15 protein-coding genes are annotated in these 15,109 nt (G+C 60.9%); 6 read left to right on the forward strand and 9 right to left on the reverse strand.

Annotated elements, in window-relative coordinates; all coding sequences use genetic code 11:
- Window positions 1-663 (reverse strand): SDR family oxidoreductase (locus L9059_RS28185; RefSeq protein WP_486969861.1); only part of this gene is annotated, 663 nt, incomplete at its 3' end.
- 132 nt (window positions 664-795) lie between these two features.
- On the opposite strand from L9059_RS28185, the gene L9059_RS28190 reads away from it, so the two are divergent.
- Together L9059_RS28190 and L9059_RS28195 are read left to right on the forward strand one after the other, a co-directional pair.
- Window positions 796-2,073, forward strand: a complete 1,278-nt coding sequence (locus tag L9059_RS28190; protein ID WP_247294243.1) for an acetyl-CoA C-acetyltransferase — start codon at window positions 796-798, stop codon at window positions 2,071-2,073.
- Window positions 2,074-2,261: 188 nt separating this feature from the next.
- Window positions 2,262-3,155, forward strand: a complete 894-nt coding sequence (locus tag L9059_RS28195; protein WP_247294244.1) for a PA4780 family RIO1-like protein kinase — start codon at window positions 2,262-2,264, stop codon at window positions 3,153-3,155.
- Between the two features lie 243 nt (window positions 3,156-3,398).
- Here L9059_RS28195 and cueR read toward each other — a convergent pair whose 3' ends face one another.
- From cueR to L9059_RS28215, 3 genes are all read right to left on the reverse strand, one after another.
- Complete coding sequence (cueR, locus tag L9059_RS28205) at window positions 3,399-3,836, reverse strand: Cu(I)-responsive transcriptional regulator (protein WP_247294245.1); 438 nt, start codon at window positions 3,834-3,836, stop codon at window positions 3,399-3,401.
- A complete protein-coding gene (locus tag L9059_RS28210; RefSeq protein WP_247294246.1) occupies window positions 3,833-6,226 on the reverse strand; it encodes a heavy metal translocating P-type ATPase in 2,394 nt (797 codons plus the stop codon). The genes cueR and L9059_RS28210 overlap by 4 nt, the downstream gene beginning before the upstream one ends.
- Window positions 6,227-6,403: 177 nt before the next feature.
- Window positions 6,404-6,787, reverse strand: a complete 384-nt coding sequence (locus L9059_RS28215; protein WP_247294248.1) for a hypothetical protein — start codon at window positions 6,785-6,787, stop codon at window positions 6,404-6,406.
- A 149-nt stretch (window positions 6,788-6,936) separates the two neighbouring features.
- Here L9059_RS28215 and L9059_RS28220 point away from each other — a divergent pair, with 149 nt between their 5' ends.
- A complete protein-coding gene (locus L9059_RS28220) occupies window positions 6,937-7,134 on the forward strand; it encodes a heavy-metal-associated domain-containing protein (protein WP_247294249.1) in 198 nt (65 codons plus the stop codon).
- A 93-nt stretch (window positions 7,135-7,227) separates the two neighbouring features.
- Complete coding sequence (locus L9059_RS28225) at window positions 7,228-8,424, forward strand: multidrug effflux MFS transporter (protein ID WP_247294250.1); 1,197 nt, start codon at window positions 7,228-7,230, stop codon at window positions 8,422-8,424.
- A gap of 8 nt (window positions 8,425-8,432) precedes the next feature.
- Here the strand turns inward: L9059_RS28225 and L9059_RS28230 are convergent, their stop codons facing one another.
- Complete coding sequence (locus L9059_RS28230; protein ID WP_247294251.1) at window positions 8,433-8,603, reverse strand: hypothetical protein; 171 nt, start codon at window positions 8,601-8,603, stop codon at window positions 8,433-8,435.
- Window positions 8,604-8,741: 138 nt separating this feature from the next.
- Entirely contained in the window at window positions 8,742-9,755 is a 1,014-nt protein-coding gene (locus tag L9059_RS28235) for a zinc-binding alcohol dehydrogenase family protein (protein WP_247294252.1), read from the reverse strand.
- Between the two features lie 117 nt (window positions 9,756-9,872).
- Between L9059_RS28235 and L9059_RS28240 the strand changes: the two genes are divergently transcribed.
- Together L9059_RS28240 and L9059_RS28245 are read left to right on the forward strand one after the other, a co-directional pair.
- Entirely contained in the window at window positions 9,873-10,787 is a 915-nt protein-coding gene (locus L9059_RS28240; protein WP_247294253.1) for a LysR family transcriptional regulator, read from the forward strand.
- Window positions 10,788-11,083: 296 nt separating this feature from the next.
- Window positions 11,084-11,818, forward strand: a complete 735-nt coding sequence (locus L9059_RS28245; protein ID WP_247294254.1) for an ArsR/SmtB family transcription factor — start codon at window positions 11,084-11,086, stop codon at window positions 11,816-11,818.
- Window positions 11,819-11,864: 46 nt separating this feature from the next.
- Here the strand turns inward: L9059_RS28245 and L9059_RS28250 are convergent, their stop codons facing one another.
- From L9059_RS28250 to L9059_RS28260, 3 genes are all read right to left on the reverse strand, one after another.
- Entirely contained in the window at window positions 11,865-12,818 is a 954-nt protein-coding gene (locus tag L9059_RS28250) for an adenosine deaminase (protein WP_247294255.1), read from the reverse strand.
- Between the two features lie 82 nt (window positions 12,819-12,900).
- Window positions 12,901-13,866: a 2-oxoglutarate and iron-dependent oxygenase domain-containing protein gene (locus L9059_RS28255; RefSeq protein ID WP_247294256.1), complete on the reverse strand. Its 966-nt coding sequence runs from the start codon at window positions 13,864-13,866 to the stop codon at window positions 12,901-12,903.
- A gap of 149 nt (window positions 13,867-14,015) precedes the next feature.
- A complete protein-coding gene (locus tag L9059_RS28260; RefSeq protein WP_247294257.1) occupies window positions 14,016-15,098 on the reverse strand; it encodes a BMP family ABC transporter substrate-binding protein in 1,083 nt (360 codons plus the stop codon).
- Window positions 15,099-15,109: the final 11 nt, after the last annotated feature.

Consider the following 15,109-nt stretch of genomic DNA (forward strand, 5'->3'; position numbering starts at 1 on the left):
CGCGCCGGTGACCAGCGCCTTGCGCCCGGCCAGTGGGCGGGTCCAGTCGGTCACCGGGGTGTCGCAGGCGGTCAGGCGGATGACTTGGCCGGAGACGAACGCGCTTTTTGGCGAGAGGAAAAACCGCAGCGGACCTTCCAGCTGATCCTCGGCACCTTCACCGACATAGATTAATTGCAGGGTGCCGCCGCTGCGCAGTTCCTTGGCCAGGGACCGGCTGAACCCCTCCAGGGCCCGCTGGGCGCTGGCGGCAAACGGGTCGCTTAAGCCTTGTGGCGAGCGACCGAGGATGACCAGGTGCGCGCTGTGATCGAGGTTTTTCATCAGCGGCTGGAAAAATTCGCGCAACTGCTTGAGCTGATCGGTGTGCACCAGGCCACTGGCATCGAACACCACGGCCTTGAGTTTCGGGCCGTGCCCGGGAATCCACGGGGTGGCCACCGACGGTTCGGTGCCATAACCGTAAATCGCGTCGGTCAGGCGGTTGGCGAAAGCACTGACTTTCTCCGCCAGCGGGCCGCCACCAATCAGCAGCGCGCCTTCGACCGGACGTAGCCTGCCAGCTTGCCAGCGCTCCAGGCGAACCGGCGACGGAAGGCCCATGGCACCAACCAAGCGATGGCCGATGGATGAATTGGCGAAGTCGATATAGCGGTCAGACATGGAACGCACTCCGGTGGCTGGGGTTCAAAGTGTGGACCATGAATGGCGATCAGTCGTTCGATCCACGAGATAAGGCCTACGCTTGACCTTGTAGGAGCCGTTTGAATTGAAATATTTCATCAGGAGCTTTTCATGACTCAACTGCGCCGCGTCGCGATCATCGGCGGTAACCGTATTCCCTTCGCTCGCTCCAACGGGCCCTACGCCACAGCCAGTAACCAGGCCATGCTCACCGCAGCGCTCGAAGGGCTGATCGAGCGCTACAACCTGCATGGCCAGCGGATCGGCGAGGTGGTTGCAGGGGCGGTACTCAAGCTGTCGCGGGACATGAACCTGACTCGCGAATGTGTGCTCGGTTCGCGCCTGTCGCCCCACACGCCTGCCTACGACATTCAGCAGGCGTGCGGCACCGGGCTGGAAGCGGCGTTGCTGGTGGCGAACAAGATTGCCCTGGGCCAGATCGACTGCGCGATTGCCGGTGGCGTCGACACCACTTCAGATGCGCCGATCAGTGTCAGTGAAGGGCTGCGTCGAATCCTGCTGCAAGCCAATCGCGGCAAGACCACCGCCGACAAGCTAAAAACCTTCCTGCAGTTGCGCCCGCAGCACCTTATCCCCGAGTTCCCGCGCAATGGCGAGCCGCGCACCGGCTTGTCCATGGGGCAGCACTGCGAATTGATGGCCCAGACCTGGAACATTCCTCGGCAAGCCCAGGATCAACTGGCCCTGGAGAGTCATCGCAGCCTCGCCGCTTCATACAGCGAAGGCTGGCACAACGACCTGATGACGCCGTTCCTCGGGCTCACCCGCGATAACAATCTGCGACCCGACCTGACCCTGGAAAAACTGGCGGCGCTGAAACCTGCCTTTGAAAAAAGCGCCGAGGGCACCCTCACGGCAGGCAACTCCACGCCGCTCACCGATGGCGCGTCCCTGGTGCTGCTGGGCAGCGAGGAATGGGCCAAGGAACGCGGGTTGCCGATCCTGGCCTACTGGCGTGACGGTGAAACCGCTGCGGTGGATTTCGTCAACGGCGCCGAAGGCCTGCTGATGGCGCCCGTGTATGCCGTGCCACGCCTGCTCGCGCGCAACGGCCTGACGCTGCAGGATTTCGATTATTACGAAATCCACGAAGCCTTCGCCGCTCAGGTGCTGTGTACCCTGAAGGCCTGGGAAGACCCGGAGTACTGCAAGACCCGCCTGGGCCTCGACACCCCATTGGGCGCCATCGACCGCAGCCGGCTCAATGTCAAAGGCAGCTCCCTGGCGGCGGGGCATCCTTTTGCCGCAACGGGCGGGCGTATCGTCGCCAACTTGGCGAAGCTGCTGGACGCGGCGGGCAAGGGCCGCGGCCTGATCTCGATCTGCGCCGCGGGCGGGCAGGGCGTGACGGCGATTATCGAGCGTTGATAATGCCGTGCGCCGTTGAAAAATCCTCCGAATGCGGCCAAATTGACCGCGCAGAATCGGCACATTGTGTGCATCTTTAGGCAGATAGCAGCGTTCATAGGTCGGCAACCCCTCCCACCGGCGAGTGGATTGCCGTATAACGAATGACTTTCGCGTGTTTGGTAATAAAGGACCCACAATAAAAGCTGATGAAGACTCCAAAACGCATTGAACCCCTGATCGAGGACGGTCTGGTCGACGAGGTGCTGCGCCCACTCATGAGTGGTAAAGAAGCAGCTGTTTATGTGGTGCGCTGCGGCAACGAGTTACGTTGCGCGAAGGTCTACAAGGAGGCGAATAAACGTAGTTTTCGTCAGGCGGCCGAATACCAGGAAGGCCGCAAGGTGCGCAACAGCCGTCAGGCCCGGGCCATGGCCAAAGGCTCGAAGTTCGGCAAGAAAGAAACCGAGGACGCCTGGCAGAACGCTGAAGTGGCGGCTCTGTTTCGTCTGGCCGGTGCTGGCGTTCGGGTTCCCAAACCGTACGACTTCCTCGAAGGCGTACTGCTGATGGAACTGGTGGCCGATGAGTATGGCGATGCCGCGCCGCGTCTGAACGACGTGGTGCTGGAGCCGGACCAGGCGCGCGAATACCACGCGTTCCTGATCTCGCAGATCGTGCTGATGTTGTGTACCGGCCTGGTGCACGGTGACCTGTCCGAGTTCAACGTACTGTTGACCCCGACTGGCCCCGTGATTATCGACTTGCCTCAGGCAGTGGACGCGGCGGGTAACAACCACGCGTTCAACATGCTGGAGCGGGACGTTGGCAACATGGCGTCGTACTTCGGACGGTTTGCCCCGGAGTTGAAGACGACCAGGTTCGCCAAGGAGATGTGGGCGTTGTACGAAGCCGGCACCTTGCACCCGGCCAGTATCCTGACGGGTGAGTTCGACGAGCCGGAAGAGTTGGCCGACGTTGGCGGCATCATGCGCGAGATCGAGGCGGCACGCCTGGATGAAGAGCGCAAGCAGGCGGTGCGCGCGGCAGATGACGCGGTACCGAACAAGACCGAAGAACCGCCTCCGCCCTGGATGCAGTAGTTGGTTGATGAAAAACCCGGCTTCGGCCGGGTTTTTTTGTGCACCCTACCCTGTGGGCGCAAGGCTTGCCCGCGATGGTCGTTAACGATGACGCGGGACAGTTGATACCCCGCAGCGTCTTAGACACGTGTAGGAGCGAGCTTGCTCGCGATGGTCGTCAACGATGACGCGGGGCAACTGATACCCCGCGACGCCCTCTGGTTTTTCGCGAGCAAGCTCGCTCCTACAGGGTGGGGCTCGCTCCTACAGGGGGGCTCGCGGTCTCGTTGTTTGATGGGCAGGCTCAGCGCAGCAGCCCGACTCCAGGTTCTTGAGGATCGGGCAATCGGGCCGATGGTCGCCCTGGCAGTGCTCCACCAGGTCCTGCAGCGTGTCGCGCAGTTGGCCAAGCTCGCGAATCTTCTGGTTGAGCTCATCGATATGCTGGCGCGCCAGGGCTTTTACATCGGCGCTGGCGCGTTGGCGATCCTGCCAGAGGGTCAGCAGCTTGCCGACCTCGTCCAGAGAAAACCCCAGGTCTCGGGAACGCTTGATGAATGCCAGCGTGTGCAGGTCATCGTCGCCATACACGCGGTAGCCGCTGTCAGTGCGATGGGCGGCTTTGAGCAGGCCGATGGATTCGTAGTAACGGATCATCTTGGCGCTCAGGCCACATTGGCGGGCTGCTTGGCCGATGTTCATCGGTTGTCCTCCAGGTCCTTGGGTTTCCAGGCTTTCAACAGTAGCGCATTGCTGACCACGCTGACGCTCGACAATGCCATCGCTGCGCCCGCCAGCACCGGGTTGAGGAAACCGAAGGCTGCCAGGGGAATGCCGACCAGGTTGTAGACGAAGGCCCAGAACAGGTTCTGCCGGATCTTGGCGTAGGTCTTGCGGCTGATTTCCAGTGCCGCAGGCACCAGTCTCGGATCACCACGCATCAGGGTGATACCGGCCGCGTGCATCGCCACGTCGGTGCCACCGCCCATGGCAATGCCGATGTCGGCGGCGGCCAGGGCCGGGGCGTCATTGATGCCATCGCCGACCATGGCCACGACGCCCGTCTTCTTCAGCTCGGCGACGGTTGCGGCTTTGTCGGCGGGCAGCACTTCGGCGTGGACATCCTGGATGCCCAGCGCGTCGGCGACCACTTTGGCGCTGCCGCGATTATCACCGGTCAGCAGGTGGCTGCTGATATGGCGCGCGGCAAGTTGTTGCACGGCCTGCAGTGCACCCGGTTTGAGGGTGTCACCAAAGGCGAACAGGCCCAGCACCTGCGGCTCGGGGCTTTGCTCAATCAGCCATGACAGCGTCCGGCCTTCGGTTTCCCAGGCGCTGGCCGAGTCCGCCAGGGAGCCAGCCTGCAAGCCGGTCTCTTCCAGCAGGCGTCGATTACCCAGGGCCAGGCGCCGCCCTTCAAGCGTGCCGGCGATTCCACGCCCGGTCAGGGACTGGCTGTCGGTGACATCGGCGACGATCAGCCCGCGATCGACGCAAGCATCCAGCACCGCTTTGGCCAAGGGGTGCTCGCTGCCTCGCTGCAAGGCGCCGGCTTGTTGCAGCAGCGCATCTTCATCGCCCTCGACAGCGCTCAAGTGAGCGATTCGCGGAGCACCCGAAGTTAGCGTGCCAGTCTTGTCGAACACCACGGCGCTGACTTCATGAGCGCGTTCCAGCGCCTCGGCATCCTTGATCAGGATCCCGTAGCGTGCCGCGACCCCGGTACCGGCCATGATTGCCGTGGGAGTGGCCAGGCCAAGGGCGCAAGGGCAGGCGATCACGAGCACGGCAACGGCGTTGATCAGTGCCGTTTCAATGGGCGCACCGTAAATCCACCAGCCTACCAGCGTTGCCAGTGCGATCAGTAGCACGGAGGGGACGAAGACCTGGCTGACCTTATCCACCAGCTTCTGGATAGGGGCCTTTGCCGCCTGGGCGTCTTCCACCAGACGAATGATGCGCGCCAGTACGGTTTCCGCGCCCAGTGCCTGGGTGCGCACCAACAGCCGGCCCTCGCCGTTGATCGCGCCGCCGGTGACCTTGTCGCCGGGTTGCTTGGGCACAGGTAGGCTTTCGCCACTGATCAGTGCTTCGTCCGCATGGCTTTGGCCTTCGACCACTTCGCCGTCCACTGGAAAGCGTTCTCCGGGTTTGACCAGCACCAGGTCACCCAGGCGCAAGGCGCTGATAGCGACGTCCTGTTCGCGGCCATCAACCACCTGAATCGCTCGCTCCGGGCGCAGGGCCTCCAAGGCGCGAATGGCGCTGGCGGTCTGGCGCTTGGCGCGGCTTTCGAGGTATTTGCCTAGCAGTACCAAGGCGATCACCACCGCTGAAGCCTCGAAATACAGGTGCGGCATGCGTCCGGCAGCAGTGACCCATTCATAAATACTCAGGCCGTAACCGGCACTGGTGCCCAGGGCGACCAGCAGATCCATATTGCCTGCGCCTGCGCGGACGGCCTTCCAGGCGGCTACATAAAAGCGTGCACCAAAGATGAACTGCACGGGTGTGGCCAAGGCGAATTGCGCCCACGCCGGGAGCATCCAGTGCACACCGAACGGCTGCAGCAGCATCGGCAACACCAGCGGCAAGGCCAGGACGATGGCCAGGATCACGATCCAGCGTTCGCGGTGCAGGCGTTGTTGTTGATTGTCGGTAGAGGAGTGTTCGACTTCCCAGACGCTGGCCGAGTAGCCTGCCTTGCTGACGGCCTCGATGAGGATTTGCGGGGCGACCAGGCCCAGCAGTTCGAGATGCGCACGCTCGTTGGCCAGGTTGACGCTGACGCTCTTCACCCCTGGCACCTTGGCCAGCGCCCGTTCGACGCGACCGACGCAGGAGGCGCACGTCATTCCATCGATGCTCAGCTCCAGGTTTTGCTGCGGCACGCTGTACCCGGCCTGGTGCACGGCGTCCATCAGGGCCGGCAAACTGTCGCCGGGCGCCTGTACCCGGGCCTGTTCAGTGGCCAGGTTGACGCTGACGGCGCTGGCGCCCCGGACTTTGCTCAAGGCACGCTCAACCCGCCCGGCACAGCTGGCGCAGGTCATGCCGGCAATAGGCAAGTCGAACGTAGTGGTCTCGCTCATGGTCACGCTCCCTGTAGTGGATGCCTACAGGATCAACCTTGCCATGCTGGCAAGGTCAAGCGCCAATAGCACCCTGCTCTTCACTCTGTAGGGGTAGAGTTTGCTCGATACAGTGGACGCGGTCGGTCATCCACATGGAATCTCCCACAGGAATTGGCTTGTGCAGGTCGTGAGCGCTCAGTAGTTCAGCGCCGCAGGTTTGAGGTACATGCCTTCCTGCGACATCGCAATCCGGAACTTCAGCACGTCCCCAGCCTTGAGCGTGATGGTTTGCGAACCCGGTGCGAGCATGCCTGGATTGCACCCCGGGGCCTGGCCCGGCAGCAGCTTCAGGCGCAGGGAGACCTTGCCCGGAGGCAAGTTGAATGAAGTGCTCTGCTCCTGGAACAGCCGTGCGGACAACTGGTCCTGCAGGTACACGCCGATTTCACAGTTGGTCGACACTTCCAGGCGCTCGCGGGAAATAATCAGTACCCCGTAGTCCTCCCCGGCAGCGTTGGCCGAAGGCAGGGCCGCGAAGAGGCCAAGGAAGCCAAACAGGGTGAGAGCTGACCCGCGCATGGCTGAATCTCCTGATGTTGAAGTCATTGATACTCGCAGCTTGGCCGAGCGCGGCGGCGATTGCCAGCCCGGCCGTTCACTTCAGAACTTGACCTTGCCATTGTGGCAAGGTCAAGACTGGTCTCAACCTCATCAACAGGAGTCAACCCATGCAAGTGTTCAATGTTCAAGGCATGTCCTGCGGCCATTGCGTCAAGGCCATTACCCAGGCGTTGCAAGCCAAGGATCCTGCCGCCAGCGTGCGAGTCGATCTGACCGCCAAGGAAGTCGGAGTCGAGAGCAGCCTGTCGACTGAAGAGTTGCTCGCCGCCATCACTGAAGCAGGCTATGAAGCGAAGGTCGCCTGAGCGTTTTATTAGTTAGCGACCTATCGGAATGTTCAAGGCGTCCATGCGCGGCTAGACTGTGGGGCTGCTGACCTCTGTCCAACTGGATGCCTGATGAACTTCCGTACAATTTTAATCCTCGGCGCCCTGAGCGCGTTTGCGCCGCTGGCGATCGACTTTTACCTGCCTGCCTTTCCGGCTATGGCGCTAGCTTTCGGCACCGATGAACAACATGTTCAAGTGACGCTGGCTGCGTATTTTCTGGGGCTGTCGATCGGTCAATTGGTCTACGGTCCGATTGCCGACCGTTTCGGCCGGCGGGTGCCATTGCTCACTGGCGTGGTGCTGTTCACCGCCGCATCATTGGCCTGCGCCTTTGCGCCAAATCTCGAGTGGCTGATCGGCGCGCGATTCGTCCAGGCGCTGGGGGGCTGTGCAGGGATGGTGATCTCCCGGGCGATCGTCAGCGATAAATGCGATGCAGTGGACTCGGCCAAAGTCTTTTCCCAGCTGATGCTGGTCATGGGGCTGGCGCCGATTCTTGCGCCAATGCTGGGCGGGTTGCTGGTCAATACCACGGGCTGGCAGTCGATCTTCCTGGTGTTGACCGGTTTCAGTGCACTGGCGGCAGTGGCCGTGGCACTGGGATTACCGGAAAGCATGCCTGCCCATGTGCCGCGTCAGCCGCTGTCGGGCTCGTTGCGGCAGTACGGCCGGCTGCTTGCAGACCGGGTATTCCTCGGCCACGCCCTGACCGGCGGTATCGCCATCGCCGGGATGTTTGCCTACATCGCCGGCTCGCCTTTTGTCTTCATCAAACTCTACGGAGTGCCGGCCGAGCATTTTGGCTGGTTGTTCGGCACCAACGCGGCGGGGTTCATTCTGGTCGCCCAGATCAACGCCCGGCTGCTGGCCAAGCGTGGGCCGGCGTTCCTTCTAGCACGCGCGGTATGGGTTTACCTGGCGGCAGGCCTGGCGCTGCTCGCCGTCAGTGCGCTGCACACCGAAAAACTGTGGCCGCTGCTGATTCCGTTGTTCATTTGCATCGCAAGCCTGGGGTGCATCCTGCCCAATGCGTCGGCCTGCGCGATGAACGGCCAGGGCGCCCGCGCCGGCAGTGCGTCGGCACTGCTCGGTTGCCTGCAATTCAGTGTCGCCGCCGGGGCTGCGTCCCTGGTGGGTATTTGGTACGACGGCACAGCCATGCCGATGGCTCTGGTTATCAGCCTGTGCGGGATTTTGGTGGTGAGCGTCGCAATGCTCACCCGTCGTTTGCAAAATGCCCGGGCGCTGGTGCAAGCCCAGGTTTGACGCCGAACTCAGCCGGCAGCACGCTGCTGTTGGTCGGGAAAATGATGAGGCGCTTGCAACCGCGCTTCCAGGATTCGAGTAAAGGCGCGCGCTTCGGCTTCGCTGCGGAATGTCACGGCGTGTTGATCCAGGCAGACTTGCCACTGGGATCGGGCCACTTCTTTTATCAGGATCTTCATTGCTGACCTCCTATAAGTAAAAGATTTGCCTTGCAGAGGTCCGGATTGTAGACCTGATCCGGGTCGCAATTGTGACAAGGGTCAACTCTCTGACTGACGGTGTCGATCCTGTGTGGACGACACCGTCACAGTTTTTTTCTAGAAACCTTCCAGAACAATTTTGCCTTTGGATCTACCGCTTTCCAGCAACTCGTGGGCGCGTCGCAGATTCGCCGCGTTGATGGTCCCGAAGTGTTCGCCAACCGTGGTTTTCAGCGTGCCGGCGTCGATCAGTTGGGCCACGCGGTTCAGCAATTTGTGTTGCTCGATCATGTCGGCGGTTTCGAACAGCGAGCGGGTGTACATGAACTCCCAGTGCAGCGACAGGCTCTTGCGCTTGAGCTTGGTGATGTCCAGCGACTTCGGATCATCGATCAGTGCCAGTTTGCCTTGAGGCGCCAGGGCCTCGACCAGTTGATCCAGATGCTGGTCAGTCTGGGTCAGGCTGGCAACGTGGGTGACGTTTGCAACGCCCGCGCGCTTGAGTTCTTCGCTGAGCGGTTGGCTGTGATCGATTACCAGGTCAGCGCCCAGCTCACGTACCCAGGCTTGGGTTTGCGGGCGAGAAGCACTGCCTATGACCTGCAACCCGGTCAGTTGGCTGGCCAGTTGGGTGAGGATCGAGCCGACGCCCCCGGCCGCCCCCACAATCAGCAGGCTTTGACCTTCGGCGGATTGGCCTTCGCGCACCTGCAGGCGCTCGAAGAGCAATTCCCAGGCGGTGATGGCTGTCAGTGGCAGGGCTGCGGCTTCGGCAAAGCCGAGGGTTTTCGGCATGTGGCCGACAATGCGCTCATCTACCACGTGCATTTCGCTGTTGCCGCCCGCCCGGGCGATTGAGCCAGCGTAGAACACCTTATCGCCGCTCTTGAACAGTGTTACTTCACTGCCCACCGCCTTGACCACGCCCGCCACGTCCCAACCCAGTACTTTCGCCTCGCCCTTTTGTGGCGGGGCGTTTTGCCTCACCTTGGTGTCCACCGGGTTGACCGAAATCGCTTTGACTTCGACCAACAAGTCCCGGGGGCCGGCGACTGGTTCCGGCAGTTCGATGTCTTGCAGGGAGCTGGCGTCGCTGATTGGCAGGGAAGCGTAGTAGGCAATGGCTTTCATGGAGTACTCCAAAAGGCGGGATGATTTCGATGGGGAGATGATTGGCTATTTCTACCGAAGATAAAACCCGCTAAAAGAGCAGTCTCTTTCAATATTTTTTTGATAATAGGCTGCTACATGCTGCGTTTTGATGACCTGCAATTATTCGTTCGCGCCGCCGACCTGGGGAGCCTTTCTGCGGCCGCCCGGGGGATGGACATGTCAGCCGCAGTGGCCAGCGCGGCGTTGAAGCGAATCGAGCACCAGCTTGGCGCCCGCTTGCTAGCCCGTTCAACCCGCAGCCTGCGCCTGACCGCCGAGGGCGAAGGTTTCCTCGAGTACGCCCGGGCGGCATTAAGCAATATCGAAGAAGGCCGCCGCCTGCTGGCCAGTGGACAGGATCAGGTCAGCGGAGTGCTGCAACTGTCGGCGCCCTCGGACTTTGGCCGGAACGTTTTGTTACCCTGGCTGGACGATTTTCAACGCGAGCATCCCAAACTCACGGTGCGCCTGCTGCTGGGTGACCGTATCGCCGATCTGTTCCGCCAGCCGGTGGATATCGCCCTGCGCTACGGTGAGCCGGAGGACTCAAGCCTGGTGGCGCTGCCCATTGCCCCGCAAAACCGCCGCGTGCTGTGTGCGGCGCCGAGTTACCTGGCCAGACACGGGGAGCCACGGCAACTCGAGCAACTGGCTCAGCACAATTGCCTGCTTTACATGCTCGGCAGCCGCGTCCACGACCACTGGGGTTTCCATGACGGCAAACGTGATGTCGGCCTGACCGTCAGCGGTGATCGTTTCAGTGACGATGCCGATGTGGTGCGTTTGTGGGCCGTGGCGGGAGCGGGCATTGCCTATAAATCCTGGCTGGATGTTGCTGCGGATATCATGGCAGGCCGGTTGAAGATCCTCATGCCGGAACTGACTTGCGAGCGCGCTTCTCTGAATTTGTTGTGCGCTCATCGCGCACAACTGAGTAAGCCTGTGAACCTCTTGCGGGAAATGCTCGCCAGTCGATGCGCGCAATTGAGCAGGCAATTTCCCGGATTATGAGAAGCAGAGCATTTATCGCTCGAAAATAGAGAAATTTCCTTCAGGAACTATCACCTCCGTTGCTTTACCGGAGGGCCGGAGGCAGTGCTCAACGGGCTTATACTGACGGCCGCCATGGGTGCGCAGCGTTTGACTTTATACTCAACTCCACGGTCGAGTTGGTTGAGCAAAGCGTTGCGGTACGTGATGCCTGTATTTGTCCGCTTTAGGGCGTTTGCAGCGCCTTGGCCGGGGGAACATTGCGGGTCAAGATACCGCTGAGCAGACGACGAAACGATTCAACAAGGAGTGAATACATGGAACATGCACCTTGCATCAGCCAGATTGCCACCTTGCTGGCTGACCCAAAGCGCAGCGCAATGATGTGGGCCTTGATGGATGGTTCGGCCCGCCAGGCCGAAGACCTGGCATTACTGGCGGGGCTGTCAGCGTCTTCTGCCAATGCCCACCTTGGACGGCTGTCTGCGGGAGGTCTGTTGAAAGTCGAAAATCGCGGTCGCAAACGATTCTTCCGTCTAGCCGCCCCAGAAGTCGGCGCGGCGGTCCAGGCCTTGGCCAGTGCGACACTGGCCAGCACTCCCGGGAAAATTCCGGATACCTTCAAACGCACGGCACCTGTGCCCACAGCCCAACCTGCCCCTTCGCCGTTGTTGCGTGCACGGCTGTGCGATGAGCATCTGGGAGGGACTTTGGCGGCCGATCTTTATCAGCGCCTGGTGGATGCAGGATGGATCGAGCAATGCGAGCAGCGGGTGTCCGTTACCCATAAAGGCGCCACGCAGTTGGCAGCGCGCGGAGTGTTCATCCAGGCGCTGGCCCATCGCAACGGTCAAGTCACCTGCGCCTGCCCCGATTGGAGCGAAAGACGCCCGCACTTGGGTGGGCCGCTGGGTGCGGCCTTGCTGCAGTTGTTCATGCAATCAGGATGGCTGAGCCTGCCCAACGATTCACCGGTCTTGCAAGTGACGGTGGCGGGACAGAGGCAGATCAATGCGTTTGCCCGTGAGGCAGAGCTGGAAATGGCGATATAAGTGTGCGCGGGCAAGCCTCACTCCCGGGAGTGAGGCTTACCTGCGATTACGGCTTGACCAACCGTGCATCCAGGCTGTTCTGCGCCAGCCGCTTGGCTTGATCCTGGGTCATGCCCAAATGGGTATGCAGGGCATGGAAGTTCTCCGTCACGTATCCGCCGAAATACGCCGGATCATCGGAGTTCACCGTAACCTTCACCCCGCGTTCCAGCATGTCCAGAATGTTGTGCTGGGACATGTGATCGAATACGCAAAGCTTGGTGTTGGACAGCGGGCAAACGGTCAGCGGAATCTGCTCGTCAATGATCCGTTGCATCAGGCGCTCGTCTTCGATGGCGCGCACACCATGGTCGATGCGCTGAATTTTCAGCAGGTCGATGGCTTCCCAGATGTACTCCGGCGGACCTTCCTCACCGGCGTGGGCAACGGTCAGGAAACCTTCATGACGAGCCCGGTCGAACACTCGCTGAAACTTGCTCGGAGGGTGACCCATCTCGGAGCTGTCCAGCCCTACAGCGACAAACGCATCGCGAAACGGCAGGGCCTGATCCAGAGTTTGCTGCGCTTGTTCTTCGCTCAGGTGGCGTAGGAAACTCAGGATCAACCCGCTGGTAATGCCCAACTGCTGCTCGCCATCTTTCAACGCGGCGGCGATGCCATTGAGCACCACTTCAAAGGGTACGCCACGATCGGTGTGGGTTTGCGGGTCGAAGAACGGTTCGGTGTGAATCACGTTCTGCGCCTTGCAGCGCAACAGGTAGGCCCAGGTCAGGTCGTAGAAATCCTGCGAGGTGCGCAACACGTCAGCACCCTGGTAATACAGGTCGAGAAACTCTTGCAGGTTGTTGAAGGCGTACGCCTTGCGCAGGGTTTCCACATCGCTCCACGGCAGGGCGATCTTGTTGCGTTCGGCCAGGGCGAACAGCAGCTCGGGCTCCAGCGAACCTTCGAGGTGCAGGTGCAGTTCTGCCTTGGGCAGGGCGTTCAGCCAGTCGTACATATTCTTTTCTCATCAGGTGCAGATGGCGAGCATTCTACAGATGCTCGCTGCCACAATTGGTAAAACCTGACCAGGCGGTTTATCACACTGCCTGAGGTTCGCGGCGATAGGCATAGGTATCGGCGAATCGCGAGAGCAGAAACTCGGCACAGGTGGTGGCTGGGTACTTCGCCGGATGTTGCTCGTCCTGACAGCCGGGCAAACAGGCAATAGGGGTGTCGGGGTGCGGTTCGGCGAAGAAGGGCATCGAGTAACGGTCCGCGCCCAGCGGGCTGATCACCCGGTGGGGCGTCGACAGGTACCGGTCGTTGCTCCAGCGCGCCATCATGTCACCGAGGTTGACTACGAAGGTACCTTCGATGGGCGGAGCGTCGATCCACTCGCCCTTGACGTTGCGCACCTGCAGGCCGCCGGCGACATCCTGGTAGAGCAGGGTGATACAGCCATAATCGGTATGGGCGCCGGCGCCTTGCTGTTCTTCAGAACTGGCGGTGTGGCGTGGCGGGTAATGGATCATCCGCAGCACGCTGACGGGCTGGCTGAAGCGCGAGTCAAAGAAGTCGGACTCGATGTTCAACGCCAGGGTCATGGCCCGCAGCAAGGTCTGGGCAAGGGCCTGCATCTCGAGGTAATGCTGCTCCATCAGCGCTTCCCATCCGGGGATCGATGGATGGCGATTGGGACCGCGCAGCGGTTTTTCTGCCAGCACTTCTGGGTGATCGGCTGGCAGGTGCAGACCCATGTCGAAGGTTTCTTTCAGGTCGCTGGGTTTCGAGGGGTCGAGTTGTTCAGTGGCGATGGCGCCATAACCTCGGTGGTGGCGGGTCTGGGTGATGTCGATCTGCAGTTTTGTGGCGCTGGGCAGGGCGAAGAAATGCCTCGCCTGGTCGAGTACGGCGTCAATGCGTTCGGGACTGATCGGGTGGCCCTTGATATAGAAAAAACCCCATTCGCGGCAGGCGAGGTCGATGTCCATGGCGACTGATTGCCAGGCGGCTGCGTTGTCGCTGTAGAGCGGGGCGATGTCGATTATTGGGAGGCTGTTCATGCGATTGTCCTGAAGAATGCGCTGGCTGATGAGCAATAGAGATCCAAAGTGGAGGCGGGCTTGCTCGCGAATGCGGTGTATTAGCCAACATCAATACCGAAGGCAGTGCCGCTTTCGCGAGCAAGCCCGCTCCCACAAGGGGTAGGGAGTTACTTTGGTATGTCAGCCTTCATGCCTTCCACGTAATAGTTCATCGAAGCCAGTTCGGCATTCGTCGCGGTTACGCCCGCCGGGATTTTCTCGGCACCGGTCTGATCCTTGATCGGCCCGGTAAACGGGTGGAACGCGCCGCTCTTGATGTCAGCAATAATCTGCTCGGCTTGGGCTTTCACCGGCGCGGGCACCAGGTCGCTGATCGGCAGTTCAACAGTGCCTTCCTTCAGGCCCCCCCAATAATCCTGGGATTTCCACGAGTGATCGAGCACGCTCTGCGTCGCCTGGATATAGTGCGGGCCCCAGTCGTTGACGATGGAAGTCAGCACTGCTTTCGGGCCGAAATGCGCCATGTCCGAAGCGTAGCCGACGGCATACACACCGCGACGTTCGGCAGCCTGGATCGGTGCTGGGCTGTCGGTGTGCTGGAACACCACGTCCACGCCCTGATCAATCAGCGCATTGGCGGCGTCCGCTTCCTTGCCCGGATCGAACCAGGAATTGACCCATACCACTTTGATCTCGGTGCCGGGGTTGTACTTGTTCAGTGCCAGCTGGATGGCGTTGATGTCGCGGATCACCTCCGGGATCGGGAAGGAGGCGACGTAGCCGATTTTTTTGCTCTTGGTCATTTTGGCTGCGAGGAAGCCGCCGACATAGCGACCTTCATAAGTGCGCGCCAGGTAAGTGCCGAGGTTTTTGTCCTGTTTGTAGCCCGTGGCGTGTTCGAAGGTCACTGTGGGAAATTGTTTTGCCACCTTCAGGGTAGGGTTCATGTAGCCGAAGGACGTGCTGAATATCAGGTCGTATTTGTCCTTGGCCATGTTGCGGATCACCCGCTCGGCGTCGGCGCCTTCGGGGACGTTTTCCACGTAGTTGGTGGTGATCTGGTCGCCGAATTTTTCAGCCAACGCCTTGCGTCCCTGCTCATGCTGATACGTCCAGCCGTGGTCCCCGATCGGGCCGATGTAGACGAAACCGACTTTCAGCGGTTCGGCGGCAGTGGCGGTCAGGCTGGCGCTCAGACCGATGGCTGCGGCGACGGCGCAAAGCAGTTTCTTCAACGGACGGTTGTGCATGAATTGGAACT

The sequence above is a fragment of the Pseudomonas violetae genome (genome assembly GCF_023072615.1).
GTDB lineage: Bacteria > Pseudomonadota > Gammaproteobacteria > Pseudomonadales > Pseudomonadaceae > Aquipseudomonas > Aquipseudomonas violetae.

Excerpts from the sequence above, each read along its gene's own strand:
- L9059_RS28190 (WP_247294243.1), top strand. The coding sequence starts at position 796 with ATGACTCAACTGCGCCGCGTCGCGATCATCGGCGGTAACCGTATTCCC.
- L9059_RS28195 (WP_247294244.1), top strand. The coding sequence starts at position 2,262 with ATGAAGACTCCAAAACGCATTGAACCCCTGATCGAGGACGGTCTGGTC.
- cueR (WP_247294245.1), bottom strand. The coding sequence starts at position 3,836 with ATGAACATCGGCCAAGCAGCCCGCCAATGTGGCCTGAGCGCCAAGATG.
- L9059_RS28210 (WP_247294246.1), bottom strand. The coding sequence starts at position 6,226 with ATGAGCGAGACCACTACGTTCGACTTGCCTATTGCCGGCATGACCTGC.
- L9059_RS28215 (WP_247294248.1), bottom strand. The coding sequence starts at position 6,787 with ATGCGCGGGTCAGCTCTCACCCTGTTTGGCTTCCTTGGCCTCTTCGCG.
- L9059_RS28220 (WP_247294249.1), top strand. The coding sequence starts at position 6,937 with ATGCAAGTGTTCAATGTTCAAGGCATGTCCTGCGGCCATTGCGTCAAG.
- L9059_RS28225 (WP_247294250.1), top strand. The coding sequence starts at position 7,228 with ATGAACTTCCGTACAATTTTAATCCTCGGCGCCCTGAGCGCGTTTGCG.
- L9059_RS28230 (WP_247294251.1), bottom strand. The coding sequence starts at position 8,603 with ATGAAGATCCTGATAAAAGAAGTGGCCCGATCCCAGTGGCAAGTCTGC.
- L9059_RS28235 (WP_247294252.1), bottom strand. The coding sequence starts at position 9,755 with ATGAAAGCCATTGCCTACTACGCTTCCCTGCCAATCAGCGACGCCAGC.
- L9059_RS28240 (WP_247294253.1), top strand. The coding sequence starts at position 9,873 with ATGCTGCGTTTTGATGACCTGCAATTATTCGTTCGCGCCGCCGACCTG.
- L9059_RS28245 (WP_247294254.1), top strand. The coding sequence starts at position 11,084 with ATGGAACATGCACCTTGCATCAGCCAGATTGCCACCTTGCTGGCTGAC.
- L9059_RS28250 (WP_247294255.1), bottom strand. The coding sequence starts at position 12,818 with ATGTACGACTGGCTGAACGCCCTGCCCAAGGCAGAACTGCACCTGCAC.
- L9059_RS28255 (WP_247294256.1), bottom strand. The coding sequence starts at position 13,866 with ATGAACAGCCTCCCAATAATCGACATCGCCCCGCTCTACAGCGACAAC.
- L9059_RS28260 (WP_247294257.1), bottom strand. The coding sequence starts at position 15,098 with ATGCACAACCGTCCGTTGAAGAAACTGCTTTGCGCCGTCGCCGCAGCC.